At 59.3% G+C, this 16,335-nt stretch carries 15 protein-coding genes; 4 read left to right on the forward strand and 11 right to left on the reverse strand.

The window, feature by feature from the left end:
- Window positions 1–133 precede the first annotated feature (133 nt).
- Window positions 134–814 carry a Fe2+-dependent dioxygenase gene (locus KRR23_RS10050; protein WP_216742377.1) on the forward strand — a complete coding sequence of 227 codons (681 nt, stop codon included), beginning with the start codon at window positions 134–136 and terminating at the stop codon, window positions 812–814.
- A 2-nt stretch (window positions 815–816) separates the two neighbouring features.
- A complete protein-coding gene (locus KRR23_RS10055; RefSeq protein WP_216742378.1) occupies window positions 817–1,575 on the forward strand; it encodes a tetratricopeptide repeat protein in 759 nt (252 codons plus the stop codon).
- A gap of 79 nt (window positions 1,576–1,654) precedes the next feature.
- On the opposite strand, the gene KRR23_RS10060 is transcribed toward KRR23_RS10055, so the two are convergent.
- The 5 genes from KRR23_RS10060 to KRR23_RS10080 all read right to left on the reverse strand — a co-directional run bounded on the left by KRR23_RS10060 (window position 1,655) and on the right by KRR23_RS10080 (window position 6,718).
- Window positions 1,655–2,818 carry a type III PLP-dependent enzyme gene (locus KRR23_RS10060; RefSeq protein WP_103318642.1) on the reverse strand — a complete coding sequence of 388 codons (1,164 nt, stop codon included), beginning with the start codon at window positions 2,816–2,818 and terminating at the stop codon, window positions 1,655–1,657.
- Between the two features lie 445 nt (window positions 2,819–3,263).
- Entirely contained in the window at window positions 3,264–4,421 is a 1,158-nt protein-coding gene (locus KRR23_RS10065) for a betaine/proline/choline family ABC transporter ATP-binding protein (protein WP_216742379.1), read from the reverse strand.
- Entirely contained in the window at window positions 4,418–5,071 is a 654-nt protein-coding gene (locus KRR23_RS10070; RefSeq protein WP_054594039.1) for an ABC transporter permease, read from the reverse strand. The genes KRR23_RS10065 and KRR23_RS10070 overlap by 4 nt, the downstream gene beginning before the upstream one ends.
- 12 nt (window positions 5,072–5,083) lie before the next feature.
- The gene (locus tag KRR23_RS10075) at window positions 5,084–5,977 is read right to left on the reverse strand and encodes a glycine betaine ABC transporter substrate-binding protein (RefSeq protein ID WP_216742380.1); all 894 of its coding nucleotides are present in this window, start codon (window positions 5,975–5,977) and stop codon (window positions 5,084–5,086) included.
- A gap of 24 nt (window positions 5,978–6,001) precedes the next feature.
- Window positions 6,002–6,718, reverse strand: coding sequence for an ABC transporter permease (locus KRR23_RS10080; RefSeq protein WP_216742381.1), 717 nt, complete (start codon window positions 6,716–6,718; stop codon window positions 6,002–6,004).
- A 375-nt stretch (window positions 6,719–7,093) separates the two neighbouring features.
- Between KRR23_RS10080 and KRR23_RS10085 the strand changes: the two genes are divergently transcribed.
- Window positions 7,094–8,677 carry a peptide chain release factor 3 gene (locus tag KRR23_RS10085; RefSeq protein WP_216742382.1) on the forward strand — a complete coding sequence of 528 codons (1,584 nt, stop codon included), beginning with the start codon at window positions 7,094–7,096 and terminating at the stop codon, window positions 8,675–8,677.
- Between the two features lie 241 nt (window positions 8,678–8,918).
- The gene (locus KRR23_RS10090) at window positions 8,919–9,149 is read left to right on the forward strand and encodes a hypothetical protein (protein WP_103315791.1); all 231 of its coding nucleotides are present in this window, start codon (window positions 8,919–8,921) and stop codon (window positions 9,147–9,149) included.
- A gap of 119 nt (window positions 9,150–9,268) precedes the next feature.
- Here KRR23_RS10090 and KRR23_RS10095 read toward each other — a convergent pair whose 3' ends face one another.
- The 6 genes from KRR23_RS10095 to KRR23_RS10120 form a co-directional block, all read right to left on the reverse strand.
- The gene (locus KRR23_RS10095) at window positions 9,269–10,240 is read right to left on the reverse strand and encodes a peptide ABC transporter ATP-binding protein (RefSeq protein ID WP_216742383.1); all 972 of its coding nucleotides are present in this window, start codon (window positions 10,238–10,240) and stop codon (window positions 9,269–9,271) included.
- Complete coding sequence (locus KRR23_RS10100; protein ID WP_216742384.1) at window positions 10,240–11,208, reverse strand: ABC transporter ATP-binding protein; 969 nt, start codon at window positions 11,206–11,208, stop codon at window positions 10,240–10,242. Before KRR23_RS10100 ends, KRR23_RS10095 begins: the two co-directional genes overlap by 1 nt.
- A 10-nt stretch (window positions 11,209–11,218) precedes the next feature.
- Window positions 11,219–12,130 (reverse strand): ABC transporter permease subunit, encoded by a 912-nt coding sequence (locus tag KRR23_RS10105; protein ID WP_019691855.1) that lies wholly within the window; start codon window positions 12,128–12,130, stop codon window positions 11,219–11,221.
- A gap of 10 nt (window positions 12,131–12,140) precedes the next feature.
- Complete coding sequence (locus KRR23_RS10110; RefSeq protein ID WP_103315790.1) at window positions 12,141–13,151, reverse strand: ABC transporter permease subunit; 1,011 nt, start codon at window positions 13,149–13,151, stop codon at window positions 12,141–12,143.
- A 74-nt stretch (window positions 13,152–13,225) separates the two neighbouring features.
- Window positions 13,226–14,821, reverse strand: a complete 1,596-nt coding sequence (locus tag KRR23_RS10115) for an ABC transporter substrate-binding protein (protein WP_216742385.1) — start codon at window positions 14,819–14,821, stop codon at window positions 13,226–13,228.
- Window positions 14,822–14,899: 78 nt separating this feature from the next.
- Window positions 14,900–16,294, reverse strand: coding sequence for an OprD family porin (locus tag KRR23_RS10120; protein WP_216742386.1), 1,395 nt, complete (start codon window positions 16,292–16,294; stop codon window positions 14,900–14,902).
- Window positions 16,295–16,335 lie beyond the last annotated feature (41 nt).

Raw genomic sequence — 16,335 nt, forward strand, 5'->3', positions numbered from 1 at the left:
TTGCTATTTGCATTGAATTTACATTCTTTACAGTTTTTCCTTACGGGTTTTGCGGACTCTTCCGTCAGAGCGATTTTACATTGTCAATAAGAATCAATACCATTGGCATCCCTTTGCCCTCAGGTATCGCCCCATGCTGCTGCATATTCCCGGCTTGTTCTCCCGCGAAGAGGTGCAGCGCATTCGCGAGGCTCTGGAGCAGGCTGACTGGGCGGACGGCAAGATCACCGCAGGCTTTCAGTCGGCCAAGGCCAAGCACAACCTGCAACTGCCGGAAGGCCACCCGCTGGCCCAGGAAATTGGCGCAGCGATGCTCGAGCGGTTGTGGAAACATCCGCGATTCATGTCAGCGGCGTTACCGCACAAAGTCTTTCCACCACTGCTGAACTGCTACACGGCGGGGGGCAGCTTCGACTTTCATATCGACAACGCCGTGCGTCAGCCCAAGGGCAGCATCGAGCGCGTTCGCACCGACCTGTCGTCGACGTTGTTCTTCAGCGACCCGAACGAGTACGACGGTGGCGAGCTGGAAATCCAGGACACCTTCGGTACCCAACGAGTGAAGTTGCCGGCCGGCGACCTGGTGCTCTATCCGGGCACCAGCCTGCACAAGGTCAACGCAGTCACTCGCGGTACACGTTATGCGTCGTTCTTCTGGACCCAAAGCCTGGTTCGCGAAGACAGCCAGCGCGCCTTGTTGTTCGAAATGGACGAGGCGATCCAGCAACTGACCCGGGACATGCCGGATCACCCGTCGCTGATCCGCCTGACCGGCACCTATCACAACCTGCTGCGTCGCTGGGTCGAGGTGTAACCGTGAGCTATCGACTGCGCCGTGAGGAAGTCCTCGACGGCAATCAACTCAGCGCGATGCTCGCCGAAAGCCCGGCCCGTGCCGCCCAGGCAATCCTGATCGCTGCAAAGGCCGGGCTCCTCGATGGTCAGGCCTTACTCGGTCAAATCCTGCTCGAAGGGCAGGGCATCGCCAAGGACCAGGCGCTGGCTTTGCGCTGGTTCGAGATTGCCGCCAACGGAGGTCATCTGATGGCGCGCAACATGCTTGGCCGTTGTCATGAACATGGCTGGGGCTGCGTGGCCAATGCCTCGGTAGCGGCACGGCATTATCGTCAAGCCGCTGAAGCCGGGCTGGATTGGGGTTTGTACAACTACGCCAATTTGCTCGCGACCGGTCGTGGCGTGGTCGAGGACCAAACACAGGCGTTGGCCTGTTATCGCGGCGCAGCCGAAAGGGGTCATGCCAAGTCGATGAACCTGCTGGGGCGCTATCTGGAAGAGGGGCGATTCTGCAAGGCGGATCCTGTTGCAGCGGTTGACTGGTATCAGCGTTCGGCAGAGGGCGGGGACTTTCGGGGGCAGTTCAGTTATGCAGCCGTGTTAGCCGATCAAGGGCAGATTGAGGCTGCGCTGAGCTGGTTGCGTGAGGCATTGGCGGGTGGGAATTTGAAGTTTCTGCGAGTGGCAGGCACGGCGCTGTTGAGTGCGAGCGATCCGCAAATCCAGGCGCTGGCCACGGATTATCAGCAACGAGCCGCTGGCTTGGCGCAGGTCCTGTAGGAGCACGGCTTGCCGGCGAAGGCGTTCCTGGGATCGCTATCGCCGGCAAGCCGTGCCCCTACAGCCTTAACCGCTGCGTTTAGACGTAAAACGACTTCAACGGCGGGAAGCCATTGAACTCGACGGCGCTGTAGCTGGTGGTGTACGCACCGGTGGACAACCAGTACAGGCGGTCACCGATGGCCAGGTTCAGCGGCAGGCCGTACTTGTAGTTTTCGTACATGATGTCGGCGCTGTCGCAGGTTGGGCCGGCAATCACCACTTCTTCCATCTCGCCTTTCTTCTCGGTCCAGATCGGGAACTTGATGGCTTCGTCCATGGTTTCGATCAGGCCGGAGAACTTGCCCACATCCGTGTACACCCAGCGCTCGACGGCAGTGCGGGATTTACGCGCGACCAATACCACTTCGCTGACCAGGATGCCGGCGTTGGCGATCAGCGAACGGCCTGGCTCGAGGATGATTTCCGGCAGGTCGTCACCGAAGTCTTCCTTGAGGAAACGGATGATTTCTTCGGCGTAGGTTTCCAGGCTGTTGGTGCGGGTGATGTAGTTGGCCGGGAAGCCGCCGCCCATGTTGATCAGCTTGAGGTGGATGCCGTCTTCTTCTTTCAGACGCTCGAAGATCACTTTGACCTTGGCGATTGCCGCGTCCCAGACGCTGATATCGCGCTGCTGCGAGCCAACGTGGAAGGAGATGCCGTAAGGCACCAGGCCCAGGTCGCGAGCGAGGATCAGCAGGTCCATGGCCATGTCGGTCTGGCAGCCGAATTTGCGCGACAAAGGCCAGTCGGCGGTGGTCGAGCCTTCGGTGAGGATGCGCACATAGACTTTCGAGCCCGGTGCAGCCTTGGCGATGTTGCGCAGGTCGGCTTCGGAGTCGGTGGCATACAGACGCACGCCCTTCTCGTAGAAGTAGCGAATGTCCTTGGATTTCTTGATGGTGTTGCCGTAGCTGATGCGGTCCGGGGTTACGCCGCGGCCCAGCACTTTGTCCAGCTCGTAGATCGAGGCGATGTCGAAGCTCGAACCTTTCTCTTTCAGCAGGTCGATGATCTCGACGGCCGGGTTGGCCTTGACCGCGTAGTAAACCTTGGCGAATTCGAAACCGGCGCGCAGGTCGTCATAGGCCTGAGCAATCATCGCAGTATCAATGACCACGAACGGGGTTTCTTGCTTGTCAGCGAAGGCCTTCATTTTCTGAAAGGTTTCGCGCGCAAAATAGTCTTCGACGTTGATCGACATGCTGGGAACTCCTACTGGCAAACTGAAATTATCAATGGGTGCAAATGAACGTCCTCCGTATCCCCACTTTGGTTCGCCTACTTCCCAAGGCATGTCGCCGAAAGCAAAAAGGCCATGGGAAATGGTGCTTCCCTTGGCCTTGCTGTCTCGTCGTCAGTACTTGAGCCGGATGGATCGTTTCCAGCATGGACGTTCGGCGCGAACTTTAGGGCGTGAGGGCCTTGAGATCAACAAAAAATGTCGCGTTTTTGCACGCATCCGTCGTGCGGTCCTGGTCAGTCACTTGTGTAACCGACCCTGATGACAGTGTGATGTTCCCGTTGGAGGGATATTTGGGGTGTAAATAATCGTTCCCACGCTCCGCGTGGGAATGCCTCCCTGGACGCTCTGCGTCCGCCCTTTGGGGGTCAGTTCACAGAGCGTGGGAACGATCAGTCGGAACGAATCAGGCCAGCGCAGTCTCTGCAGGCGAAACAATGCTGGTCTTGCCACCCCGCGAGCGCCCGGAACTCAGGTACTCGGCAATCGACTCCTGCGTCACTTCACCGAGGAACACCCGCTCGGCGTCCATCACCGGCAGCCACGAGCGGTTGAACTCGTACATGCGCGACAAGAGGATTCGCAGGTGCTCGTCGTAGGCTGCCGTGGCGTTGAATTCGCGCAGGTATTGCACGCAGGTGCCGGCCTGACGGTGCAGATCGCGGCGGCGCACGTAGCCCAGGGCCTTGTTGTCGGCGCAGGTGACCACCACGTAGCGGCGGTCGAGTTCGTCCATCAGTTCCAGCGCTTCGGCCACCGGCGTTTCCGGGCTGACTGACGGCGCGTTGTCCGCCGCGTCCTCGGCCTTGACCAGCAGCAGGCGCTTGAGCGTGCTGTCCTGGCCGACGAAGTTGCTGACAAAGTCATCCGCCGGGTGTGCGAGCAGGGTGTCCGGGTGATCGACCTGAATCAGCTTGCCGCCACGGAAGATCGCGATCTTGTCGCCGAGCTTGATCGCTTCGTCGATGTCGTGGCTGACCATGATCACGGTCTTGCCCAGCGCCCGCTGCATCTCGAAAAACTCGTTCTGGATCATCTCGCGGTTGATTGGGTCGACCGCGCCGAACGGCTCGTCCATCAACAGCAGAGGCGCGTCTGCGGCGAGGGCGCGGATCACGCCGATCCGCTGTTGCTGACCACCGGACAGCTCACGCGGATAGCGGCTCAGATACTGCTTGGGTTCGAGCTTGATCATGTTCATCAACTCGCGGGCGCGGTCGTGGCATTGCTGTTTGTCCCAACCGAGCAGGCGCGGCACGATGGTGATGTTTTCTTCGATGGTCATGTTCGGGAACAGACCGATCTGCTGGATCACATAACCGATGTTGCGGCGCAAGGTAACGGCGTCGAGATTGGTGGTGTCTTCGCCGTTGATCAGGATTTTGCCCGAGGTCGGTTTGATCAACCGGTTGATCATTTTCAGCGTGGTGCTTTTGCCGCAACCCGACGGGCCGAGGAACACGCAAATCTCGCCTTCATTGACGATCAGGCTTACCGAGTCCACGGCTTTCACATCTTTACCGTTGCTTTGGAAAGTTTTGCTGAGGTTTTGAAGTTCGATCATTTGAGTAATCCTTTTGGAGTCAGCGAACGTTGCAGCCATTGCAGAAGCAGGTCGGCGAAGATCGCCAGAAGACTGACCAGTACTGCGCCGACAATCAGCATCGACATGTCGCTGCGGCTGATGGCAGCGAGGATCAGTACGCCCAGACCACCGGCGCCGATGGTGGCGGCGATAGTCATGACGCCGATGTTCATGACCACGGCGGTGCGTACGCCGGCGAGGATCACCGGCACCGCAATCGGTAACTCGACCATGCGCAGGCGTTGGCCGAAGGTCATGCCGATGCCCCGGGCTGCTTCGCGAATGCCGGGTTCGACGCCGGTCAGCGCCAGGTAGGTGTTACGCATGATCGGCAGCAGGGAATACAGGAACACCGCGGTGATGGCTGGCATCGGTCCCAGGCCCTGGCCGAATTTCGAGTAGAACGGCAGCAGTAGACCGAACAGCGCAATCGACGGGATGGTCAACAGCACCGTGGCGCTGGCTTGCAAGGGACCGGCCAGCGTCGGGAAGCGCGTCATCAGAATGCCCAGCGGCACGCCGACCACAATCGCCAGGGTCACGGCGATGCCGACCAGGGTGATGTGTTGCCAGGTCAGGTGCAGGACGAGTGGCCAGTCCAGGTGGGAAAAGGCGTTGAGAAATTCCATGGCTTTTCCTCCTTAGTTCAATGGGTGCTGGCGCAAGAAGTCTGCGGCCACGGCGGAAGGGCTTTCATGATCGACATCGACCCGCGCATTGAGCTGACGCATGGTTTGGTCGTCGAACAGTTCGGCCAGTGGTTTGAGTTGTTCGGCCAGTTGCGGATGGGCATCGAGGTACACCTGACGCACAACCGGCGCAGCGGTGTAGTCGGGGAAGTAATGCTTGTCGTCTTCCAGCAGTTTCAATTTGAAAGCGTTCAAGCGACCGTCAGTGGTGTAGACCAGACCGGCAAACACCTGGCCATTGCGCAGCGCGGTGTAGACCAGTCCGGCGTCCATCTGCCGGATATTGTTGCGCGTCAGGTTCATGTCGTAGAGCTTGACCATGCCTTTGAGGCCGTCGGAACGGTTGGCGAACTCGGTGTCCAGAGCCACCAGGTGGTTGGCCTTTGCCTCAGCGTCGAGCACGTTGTTCAAGTCGCTGATGCGGTTGATCTGCGGATATTCATCGGCAACGTTCTTCGGCAGTGCCAAGGCATAGGTGTTGCTGAATTTCGACGGGGTGAGCCAGACCAGACCCTTTTTCGCGTCGAGTTCCTTAACCCGGGCGTAGGACTGTTCGCTATCGAGTTTCTCGGTGACATGGTTGTAAGCCACCAGCGACACACCGGTGTATTCCCACATCAGGTCGAGCTGGCCGTTTTCATGGGCGCTGCGGGCCAGGCTGCTGCCTAGGCCGCCGGTCACCTGGACCTCATAACCCAGGGTCCGCAGGTATTGCGAGGTGATCTCCGCGAGCAGGGTTTGTTCGGTGAACACCCGGGCGCCGATGCGGATCAACGGTTTGTCGGCGGCGTGGGCAAATCCTGCGCACAGCAGGACGCAGCCTAGTAATAAGCTAAATGTCTTCATGATTATTCCTTCGCTCAGCCGGATTCAGGACTGGGGTAAACCGCGTTCCAGCCAAAGTCGGCTGGCCAGTGTCACCAGACCGTCGAGCAGTAACGCCAGCAGGGCGGTGCAGGCTGCGCCGAGAATCAATTGCGGCTGGTTGTTCAAGGCAATGCCGGGGAAAATCAGGCTGCCCAGGCTGTTGGCGCCGATCAGGAACGCCAGCGGCGCAGTGCCGACGTTGATCGCCAGTGCGACGCGCACGCCGCCGATAATGATCGGCATCGCGTTCGGCAGTTCGACCCGCCAGAGCACTTGGCGCGGGGTCATCCCGATGCCGATGGCTGCTTCCTTGAGTGAGCCCTGAACGTTTTTCAGGCCTTCGTAGGTGTTGCGCACGATGGGCAACAGGGACGCGAGGAACAGCGCGAAGATCGTGGGGCCGCTGCCGATCCCGAGTATCCCCAGGGCGATGGCCAGTACGGCGAGAGGCGGGACAGTGTTGCCGATGTTGAAGAGCTGCATGAAGCGTTCGGCGCGTCCGACCATGGTCGGGCGGCTGAGGAAGATACCGGCAGGGATGCCCACAACGAGGGCGGCCAGCATGGAAGCGAGGACGAGAATCAGATGAGCTTGCAGGTAAAACAACAAATCGTCGCGGTACAGGTCGATCGTGTTGATGCCGATCCAGTGGATCAGCAGGGCCAGAAGGGCGACGACAACCGCTCCTCCTGTCAGCCCTTTGCCATAGCGAATAGCCACAGGCGGACTCCTTTATTTCAGTCGGCGGACAGTGCTTCGTGTGGCGACGCCATACTTGGCTGCCGAAGACACTGTTCGCGAAAAGCAGCTCGTTCGATGCCGGCAAAGCGGCAAGAGATCGAGCCATAAGCGCAGCCTCGTCAGGCTGACTTGCTGATATTTCAGCCCCTGACGACAGGTCGTAACAGGGGAGTGGACGCCTCCACTCTTTAAAAGGTTCCACAATTAGCAGCATTTAGCCACCCCGGTCGCCTCCTGTCCCGTAGCAGCAGCCTCGCACGCTCGGCAGCTGCTACAGGGTGAACGGTGGTCCGTGGCCCCATGTTTACGCTATACTCGCCGCCCTTTTTTGAATCACCTGCCAGGCGATTTCCCATGACCAAACAGGCCGCCGAAGTCGCGAAACGCCGCACTTTCGCCATTATTTCCCACCCCGATGCGGGTAAGACCACCATCACCGAGAAGCTCTTGCTGATGGGCAAGGCGATTGCGGTTGCCGGCACGGTGAAGTCTCGCAAGTCCGACCGCCATGCCACCTCCGACTGGATGGAAATGGAAAAGCAGCGTGGTATTTCCATTACCACGTCGGTCATGCAGTTCCCGTATCGCGATCACATGATCAACCTGCTCGACACCCCGGGCCACGAAGACTTCTCCGAAGACACCTACCGCACCCTGACGGCGGTCGACTCGGCATTGATGGTCCTCGACGGCGGTAAGGGTGTAGAGCCACGGACCATCGCCCTGATGGACGTTTGCCGTCTGCGTGACACGCCGATTGTCAGCTTCATCAACAAACTCGACCGCGACATTCGTGACCCGATCGAACTGCTCGACGAAATCGAAGCCGTCCTGAAGATCAAGGCTGCGCCGATCACCTGGCCGATCGGTTGCTACCGCGATTTCAAAGGCGTCTATCACCTCGCCGACGACTACATCATCGTCTACACCGCTGGCCATGGCCACGAGCGGACCGATGTGAAAATCATCGAGAAGCTCGACTCCGATGAAGCCCGCGCCCACTTGGGTGACGAGTACGAGCGCTTCATCGAACAGCTGGAATTGGTGCAAGGCGCCTGCCACGAATTCAATCAACAGGAATTCCTGGACGGCCAACTGACGCCGGTGTTCTTCGGTACGGCGCTGGGCAACTTCGGGGTCGATCACGTGCTCGACGCCGTGGTCAACTGGGCTCCAAAGCCGCTGGCCCGCGTCGCCAACGAGCGTACCGTGGAGCCGGTTGAAGAGAAGTTTGCAGGCTTCGTGTTCAAGATCCAGGCGAACATGGACCCAAAACACCGCGACCGCATCGCCTTCATGCGTATCTGCTCCGGCAAGTACGAAAAAGGCATGAAGATGCGCCATGTGCGCACCGGCAAAGACGTCCGGATCGGCGACGCGCTGACCTTCTTCTCCTCCGAGCGTGAGCAGCTGGAAGAGGCGTTTGCCGGCGACATCATCGGTCTGCACAACCACGGCACCATCCAGATCGGCGACACCTTCACCGAAGGCGAAGCCCTGGGCTTCACCGGTATCCCGCACTTCGCTCCGGAACTGTTCCGTCGCGTACGCCTGAAGGATCCGCTGAAATCCAAGCAACTTCGCCAGGGCTTGCAGCAGCTGGCCGAAGAGGGCGCGACCCAGGTGTTCTTCCCGGAACGCAGCAACGACATCATCCTCGGCGCCGTCGGTGTGCTGCAGTTCGATGTGGTCGCCAGCCGCCTGAAAGAGGAATACAAGGTCGAATGCGCCTACGAGCCGATCACCGTCTATTCCGCCCGCTGGATCGATTGCAGCGATAAGAAGAAGCTCGAAGAGTTCAGCGTCAAGGCCGTGGAAAATCTCGCGATCGACGGCGGTGGTCACCTGACCTACCTGGCCCCGACCCGGGTCAACCTGGCACTGATGGAAGAGCGCTGGCCGGACGTGAAATTCCGTGCGACGCGTGAGCATCACTAAGCGCTGAACCGCTACGCCCAAAGCCCCGACGCGAAAGCCTCGGGGCTTTTTTGTGGGAGCGAGCATTTTGGTATATCGATTATTCCAAACCTGTCTTTTGGCAAAAGGCAATTGGCGACCATCGTTAGTGTCCTATCTGGTCAATCCGGTCTATCCAGACTAGATTTCAGACAGCGCTGCGGTCGTTGGAACTACGATCCGTAGCTACTCGTGATTCACCTACGAAAGGATGGAATCAGCTATGAGCATTTTTCAACGCATGGTTTTACTGATCAAAGTGCTGGTGCTGCTGTCGGTGGGCACTTCGGCAGCGTGGGCGAGCAGCGGCGCGGTGCAGGACCAGGGTTTTTGGGCAGCAAAAAGTGTGCAGGGCAGTGGCTTGATGGTCGCCACTGGTGATCAGAGTCAAAGTGACACTAAAGGCGATGAGGACCCATCCTCCGACGATTCCGAAGACGATACCCAGGGTTAAGGCTTAAGGATTCAGACAAAAGAACCCTCCTCCTGTCGGACTGATGCGCAGTCCGACAGGAGGAGGGTTGGTCAACGCGTTTCAAAAAGCGCCCCAGAGGGCGCTTTTTCATGCCCGGCCTAGACGACGAATTGCTCGGCGTAATGGCAGGCCACCTGGCGGCTGTCGAGCTGGCGCAGGGCTGGCTCTTCTTTGCTACAGCGCTCAGTGGCGTACGGGCAGCGCTTGTGGAACGCACAGCCGGACGGCGGGTTCAACGGGTTCGGCAGTTCGCCGACGATCTTGATTTTCGGCTTGGTCGGATCTGGATGGATCGTCGGCGTGGCCGACAGCAGGGCCTGGGTGTACGGGTGCAGAGGACGGGTGTAGATGTCTTCTTTCGGGCCCATTTCCACCGGGCGGCCGAGGTACATCACCATCACGTGGTCGGCGACGTGACGCACTACTGCCAGGTTGTGGGAGATGAACACGTACGCGGTGTTGAACTCTTGTTGAAGATCCATGAACAGGTTCAGCACCTGAGCCTGAATCGACACGTCCAGCGCCGAGGTCGGTTCGTCCGCGACCAGCACTTTGGGTTGCAGCATCATGGCCCGAGCCAGGGCGATCCGTTGACGCTGGCCACCCGAGAACATGTGCGGATAACGCTGGTAGTGCTCAGGGCGCAAGCCGACCTGCTTCATCATCGCCTGGACTTTTTCACGGCGTTCGGCCGCGGAAAGCTTGGTGTTGATCAAGAGTGGCTCTGCAAGCTGATCGCCGATTTTCTGCCGTGGGTTCAACGACGCGTAAGGGCTCTGAAAGACCATCTGCACGTCTTTGCGCAGCTGTTTGCGTTCGGCCTTGTTGGCACCGGTGACTTCTTGCCCGGCGATTTTCAACGAGCCTGAAGACGGCTCTTCGATCAGCGTCAGGGCGCGGGCCAGGGTCGACTTGCCGCAGCCGGATTCGCCTACCACAGCGAGGGTTTTGCCGGCTTCGAGTTCGAACGACACGCCATTGAGTGCGCGTACCAGCGCGGTGCCTTTGAACAGGCCGCGGGAGACTTCGTAGTGACGGGTCAGGTCACGGGCGGTGAGAACGACGGCCATTACGCCACCTCCTGATTCAAAGGATAGAAGCAGCGGGCGAGGCTGTTGCTTTTCGGGTCCAGGCCTGGACGTTGTTGACGGCAGCTGTCCTGCACGTACGGGCAGCGTGGCGACAGCAGGCAGCCTTGCGGACGGTCATAGCGACCGGGAACGATGCCCGGCAAGGTGGCCAGGCGCGAGGAACCCAGGCTGTGCTCGGGAATAGCCTTGAGCAGCGCTTCGCTGTACGGGTGTGCCGGGATGTCGAACAACTGCGGTACCTGACCGACCTCTACCGCTTGGCCGGCATACATCACGCACACGCGCTGGGCGGTTTCGGCCACCACGGCGAGGTCGTGAGTGATCAGCACCAGGCCCATGTTCTGCTCTTTTTGCAGCGCCAGCAGCAGGTCCATGATCTGCGCCTGAATCGTCACGTCCAACGCGGTGGTCGGTTCGTCGGCGATCAGCAGTTTCGGCTCGCCGGCAATCGCCATGGCAATCGCCACACGTTGGCTCATACCGCCGGACAGTTGGTGCGGGTAGGCGTCCATACGGCTCGCGGCGCCCGGGATTTCGACTTTTTCCAGCAGCTCGATGGCGCGCTTGCGGGCGTCCTTGCCGGACATTTTCAGGTGCAGGCGCAGCACTTCTTCGATCTGGAAACCGACGGTGTAGCTCGGGTTCAGCGCGGTCATCGGGTCCTGGAAGACCATGGCCAGGTCTTTGCCGACAATTTGCCGACGCTGACGATTGCTGAGCTTGAGCATGTTCTTGCCGTCGAAATTCAGGGCGTCAGCGGTGACGATTCCCGGATGTTCGATCAGGCCCATCAGCGCCATCATGGTCACGGACTTGCCGGACCCCGACTCGCCAACGATGGCCAGGACTTCGCCCTTGTCCACGGAAATGTCGAGACCGTCGACCACCGGAACGGCGTTCTTGTCGCCGAAGCGAACGTTGAGATTCTTGATTTCCAACAGTGACATTTGAATCTCCTCAGGCGGCGTTCTTGAGTTTCGGGTCCAGCGCGTCGCGCAGGCCGTCGCCCATCAGGTTGATTGCCAGCACGCTGAGCAAAATGGTCAAGCCAGGCAGGCTGACGACCCACCAGGCGCGTTCGATGTAGTCGCGAGCCGAAGCCAGCATGGTGCCCCACTCAGGGGTTGGCGGTTGTACGCCAAGGCCGAGGAAGCCCAGTGCCGCGGCATCGAGAATCGCCGAGGAGAAGCTCAGGGTTGCCTGAACGATCAGCGGCGCCATGCAGTTGGGCAGCACGGTGATGAACATCAGGCGCGGCAGACCGGCACCGGCCAGGCGCGCGGCGGTCACGTAGTCGCGGTTCAGTTCGCCCATGACCGCAGCGCGGGTCAGACGAACGTAGGCCGGCAGGGACACCACGGCGATAGCGATCACGGTGTTGATCAGGCCAGGGCCGAGGATGGCGACGATCGCCACAGCCAGCAGCAAGGATGGCAGGGCCAGCATGATGTCCATCAGGCGCATGATGGTCGGGCCCAGCAGGCGTGGGAAGAACCCGGCGAACAGACCCAGCAGTATCCCCGGAATCAGCGACATGACCACCGACGACAGGCCGATCATCAAGGACAGGCGTGAACCATGGATCAGGCGCGACAGCAGGTCGCGTCCCAGCTCATCGGTGCCGAGCAGGAATTGCATCTGCCCATTGGCCAGCCAGGCCGGTGGGGTCAGCAGGAAGTCGCGGAACTGCTCGCTCGGGTTATGCGGAGCAACCCATGGGGCGAAAATCGCGCAAAAAATAACCAGCAGCATGAACAACAGGCCGGCGACGGCGCCCTTGTTCTTGGAGAATGCTTGCCAGAACTCTTTGTACGGGGACGGATACAGCAGACTTTGATCGACTGCTACGGCGGTAGTTGGAGTACTCATACGTAGGGTCTCAGCGCTGGTGACGGATGCGTGGGTTTGCGAAGCCATAAAGAATATCCACTACAAAGTTGACCAGAATCACCAGGCAGGCGATTAACAGAATTCCGTTTTGCACCACGGGGTAGTCCCGGGCGCCAATGGCTTCGATCAGCCATTTGCCGATACCGGGCCAGGAGAAGATGGTTTCGGTCAGGACCGCACCGGCGAGCAATGTGCCGACTTGCAGGCCGACCACGGTCAGTACCGGGATCAAGGCGTTGCGCAGGCCGTGAACGAACACCACGCGCGACGGCGACAGGCCTTTGGCCCGGGCGGTGCGGATGTAGTCTTCACGCAGGACTTCGAGCATCGAGGAGCGGGTCATCCGGGCGATCACCGCCAGCGGGATGGTGCCGAGCACGATGGCCGGAAGAATCAGGTGGTGCAGGGCGTCGAAGAACGCGCCGGTGTCATTGGCCAGCAGGGTGTCGATGAGCATGAAGCCGGTTCTTGGCTCGATGTCATACAGCAGGTCGATCCGCCCGGACACCGGGGTCACGCCCAGGGAGACCGAGAAGAACATGATGAGGATCAGGCCCCACCAGAAGATCGGCATCGAATACCCGGCAAGGGAGATGCCCATCACCCCATGGTCGAACAGGGACCCTCGCTTCAGCGCCGCGATCACCCCGGCCAACAGGCCGAGAACGCCGGCGAACAGCAGGGCCGCCATGGACAGTTCCAGGGTGGCGGGGAACAGCGAGGTGAATTCAGTCCATACGCTTTCACGGGTTCGCAGGGATTCACCCAGGTCGCCGTGGGCCAGTTTGCCGATGTAGTCCAGATACTGGGCATACAGCGGTTTGTTCAGACCAAGGCGTTCCATTGCCTGAGCATGCATTTCGGGATCGACCCGACGTTCGCCCATCATGACTTCCACGGGGTCGCCGGGAATCATGCGAATCAACGCGAAAGTCAGCAAGGTGATGCCGAAGAACGTGGGGATCAATAATCCCAATCGGCGGGCAATAAAACTAAACATCTTGTGGTGTACCTCATCAGCCGGTTAGGCGTTCCCGGCAGCGTTGGGGTCAACGTTGCCGGGCGTTTTCTTATCTACTTCACTTGGGTGGTAGCGAAGTTGTTAGTGGTCAGGGGGCTAATGTGATAACCCTCGACGTTATTGCGCATGGCCGTAAACATTCGGGTGTGCGCCATGCTGATCCATGGCTGGTCCTGATTGAAAACAGCCTGCGCCTGTTCATAGAGCGCTGCGCGTTCGGTCGGGTTTACTTTGGCCCTGGCCTCATCGATCAGCGTCTGGAACTTCTCATTGCACCAGCGGGCGTAGTTTTCGCCGTTCTTCGCGGCTTCACAACTGAGCATAGGCGTCAGGAAGTTATCCGGGTCGCCGTTATCGCCCGCCCATCCGGCAGACACCATATCGTGTTCACCGTTTTTCGCGCGCTTGAGCATTTCGCCCCATTCCATGACGCGAATGTCGACCTTGATCCCGACCTTGGCGAGGTCGGCCTGCATCATCTGCGCGCCGAGCATCGGGTTCGGGTTGGTCTGGCCACCCCCGTTACGCGTGAACAGGGTGAACACGGTGCCTTCCGGCACGCCGGCTTCCTTGAGCAGCGCGCGAGCCTTGTCCAGGTCACGTTTCGGGTTTTCCAGGGTCTTGTTGTAACCCAGCAGGGTCGGTGGGTACGGGTTCACTGCTACCGAAGCATTGCCTTTGCCAAACAGCGCGTTGACCGCGGCTTCTTTATCGAAGGCGATGTCGATGGCTTTACGTACCCGCACGTCGCTCATGTACTTGTGAGTGGTGTTCATGGCGATGTACGAAACGGTCATCGCGTCGAGTTCATCGACGCTCAGGTTGGTGTCTTTCTTGATGCTCGGAATATCATCCGGTTTCGGATAGAGGGCGATCTGGCACTCGTTGGCCTTGAGCTTTTGCAGGCGAACGTTGTTGTCGGTGGCGATGGCCAGAATCAGCGCGTCGGCCGGCGGCTTGCCACGGAAGTACTCCGGGTTGGCCTTGAAGCGAACCTGAGCATCCTTGGCGTAACGCTGGAAGATGAACGGGCCGGTACCGACGGGTTTGTTGTTCAGGTCGCCGGTCTTGCCGGCCTTGAGCAACTGGTCGGCGTATTCGGCGGAGTAGATCGAGGAGAAGGCCATGGCGATGTCCGCCAGGAACGGCGCTTCACGGCGGGTCAGGGTGAATTTGACCGTGTTGTCGTCGACCTTCTCGACACTTTTGAGCAGCTCTTTGAAGCCCATGCTTTCAAAGTACGGGAAGCCCACGCTCGACTTGGTGTGCCACGGGTGGTTCGGGTCCAGCTGACGCTGGAAACTCCAGACCACGTCGTCGGCATTCATGTCGCGGGTCGGCTTGAAGTATTCGGTGGTGTGAAACTTGACGCCTTTGCGCAAGTGGAACGTGTAGGTCAGACCGTCTTCGCTGATGTCCCAGGAGTCGGCCAGTGCCGGAATCACTTCAGTGGTGCCGGGCTTGAAGTCCGCCAGACGGTTGAAGATGGTTTCGGCCACCGCATCGGCTGTGACTGCAGTCGTGTACTGGACCATATCGAAGCCTTCCGGGCTGGCTTCGGTACAGACCACCAAGGGTTTGGCCGAGGCGCCGATAGCGACACTCAGCAGCGCGGCGGCGATGGCCGCACGTAGGGGAAGCATTTTCATCAAGAGCCCTCTGCAATCGGTTGAACAGGAAAAAACCAGACGGCCGACTCATCGTGAGTCAGCCGTTTGGCAGCGCTTTTACAGAATGTTGAACGGGATGGTGGTCACGAGACGGAACTCGTTGATGTTGCCGTCGCCCTGGTTCGCGCTTGCACGGTGAGTGGTGTAGGTCGCGCGAACGGTGGTAGCTTTCAGCGGGCCACTTTGTACGGCGTAGGAAGTACCGATGCCGTATTCGTAGTGGTGTTCGCCATCCAGGTTTTTCACGTCATAGGCAGTCCCGGTGTAGTGCGTACCGTCGATGCCCCAGCCGCGTGCCTGATAGATGTTGAACTTCAAACCGGGCACACCGTATTCAGCCATGTTCAGGCCATAGGCGATCTGGAAGGATTTCTCGTTCGGGCCGTTGAAGTCCGACAGCAGGGAGTTGGCCAGGTAGATGCCGTTGGTTTCGTGCAGGTAGTCGAAGTACTCGTCACCGACAATTTGCTGCCAGGAGAACGTCAGGCTGTGGGCCTGGTGGGTCAGGCCGAACGACAGGGAGTAGGCATCGTTGTCGATTTTCCCCATTTCCTTTTTGCCGGTGTCGAGGGTCTTGTAGTAGTTCAGGCCGGTGGTCAGGCCCAGCACCGAGCTATCGCCCAGTTCGTGGGTGGCGCCGAAGTAGTACTGATTCCAGAAGTCTTCGACATTCGCGACGTACAGGCTGGTCTTCAGGCTTTTGAATGGCTGATAGTTCAGACCGGCGGTGTTCACGTGATCGGTTTCGGCGTTGTTGTTGTTATATTCGGAGCGGAATTTCGACAGGCTTTGTTCGGTCCGTGGCGATACGCGGTCGAACGTGCCGAGATCGAACGACAGGTTATTGAACTCTTCGCTGTGGATCGACACACCTTCAAAGCTTGAAGGCAGTGGACGGTTGCCGATGACATCGACAATCGGGGTGCTGAAGTTCTGACGGCCGGCGGTCAGGGTGGTGTTGGAAATACGTGCCTTGACGTTCGCCAGGCCGAGCTTGCTCCACTGATCTACCGGATCGCCATTGTTGTCACTCAGGGTGCGGTTGTTCGCACTTGCGCCACCGCTGCCAGCGGCAACGTCGTGACGGCTGCGATCCAGAGCAATCGCGTTATACGCCGCGATCTCGGTACTGATACCGACCGTGCCTTGGGTAAAGCCCGAGGTGTAATTGAGAATCGTGCCTTGAACCCAGTTTGTACGACGCGGAGTCGTGGTGAGTACGCCATCTTTTTGGTATTTGAAGCGGTCATCACGACGCTTCAATTCGTTTGCGTACCAGTTGCGAGTGCTCCCCGACAGGCTCTGACCTTCGACAAAGCCCTTGGTGTCAGCCTGGGCGTTGGTGGTGCTCAGGCCGGTTGGAACGAAATCCTGACTAACGGTTTCAGCATAAGCCGTGGCCGTGATGCTGCTGATGGCCAAGGCCAATAACGCGGTGCTGCTCAGTTTCATGGGTGAAGCTCCTTTCTTTCTTTTTTTAATGCCGGTCTTTT

Source organism: Pseudomonas sp. CVAP#3 (assembly GCF_018986375.1).
Taxonomy (GTDB): domain Bacteria; phylum Pseudomonadota; class Gammaproteobacteria; order Pseudomonadales; family Pseudomonadaceae; genus Aquipseudomonas; species Aquipseudomonas helvetica.

What these genes read in the sequence shown, in the direction of transcription:
- KRR23_RS10050 (WP_216742377.1), top strand. Translation starts at nt 134, where the DNA reads ATGCTGCTGCATATTCCCGGCTTGTTCTCCCGCGAAGAGGTGCAGCGC.
- KRR23_RS10060 (WP_103318642.1), bottom strand. Translation starts at nt 2,818, where the DNA reads ATGTCGATCAACGTCGAAGACTATTTTGCGCGCGAAACCTTTCAGAAA.
- KRR23_RS10065 (WP_216742379.1), bottom strand. Translation starts at nt 4,421, where the DNA reads ATGATCGAACTTCAAAACCTCAGCAAAACTTTCCAAAGCAACGGTAAA.
- KRR23_RS10070 (WP_054594039.1), bottom strand. Translation starts at nt 5,071, where the DNA reads ATGGAATTTCTCAACGCCTTTTCCCACCTGGACTGGCCACTCGTCCTG.
- KRR23_RS10075 (WP_216742380.1), bottom strand. Translation starts at nt 5,977, where the DNA reads ATGAAGACATTTAGCTTATTACTAGGCTGCGTCCTGCTGTGCGCAGGA.
- KRR23_RS10085 (WP_216742382.1), top strand. Translation starts at nt 7,094, where the DNA reads ATGACCAAACAGGCCGCCGAAGTCGCGAAACGCCGCACTTTCGCCATT.
- KRR23_RS10090 (WP_103315791.1), top strand. Translation starts at nt 8,919, where the DNA reads ATGAGCATTTTTCAACGCATGGTTTTACTGATCAAAGTGCTGGTGCTG.
- KRR23_RS10095 (WP_216742383.1), bottom strand. Translation starts at nt 10,240, where the DNA reads ATGGCCGTCGTTCTCACCGCCCGTGACCTGACCCGTCACTACGAAGTC.
- KRR23_RS10100 (WP_216742384.1), bottom strand. Translation starts at nt 11,208, where the DNA reads ATGTCACTGTTGGAAATCAAGAATCTCAACGTTCGCTTCGGCGACAAG.
- KRR23_RS10105 (WP_019691855.1), bottom strand. Translation starts at nt 12,130, where the DNA reads ATGAGTACTCCAACTACCGCCGTAGCAGTCGATCAAAGTCTGCTGTAT.
- KRR23_RS10110 (WP_103315790.1), bottom strand. Translation starts at nt 13,151, where the DNA reads ATGTTTAGTTTTATTGCCCGCCGATTGGGATTATTGATCCCCACGTTC.
- KRR23_RS10115 (WP_216742385.1), bottom strand. Translation starts at nt 14,821, where the DNA reads ATGAAAATGCTTCCCCTACGTGCGGCCATCGCCGCCGCGCTGCTGAGT.
- KRR23_RS10120 (WP_216742386.1), bottom strand. Translation starts at nt 16,294, where the DNA reads ATGAAACTGAGCAGCACCGCGTTATTGGCCTTGGCCATCAGCAGCATC.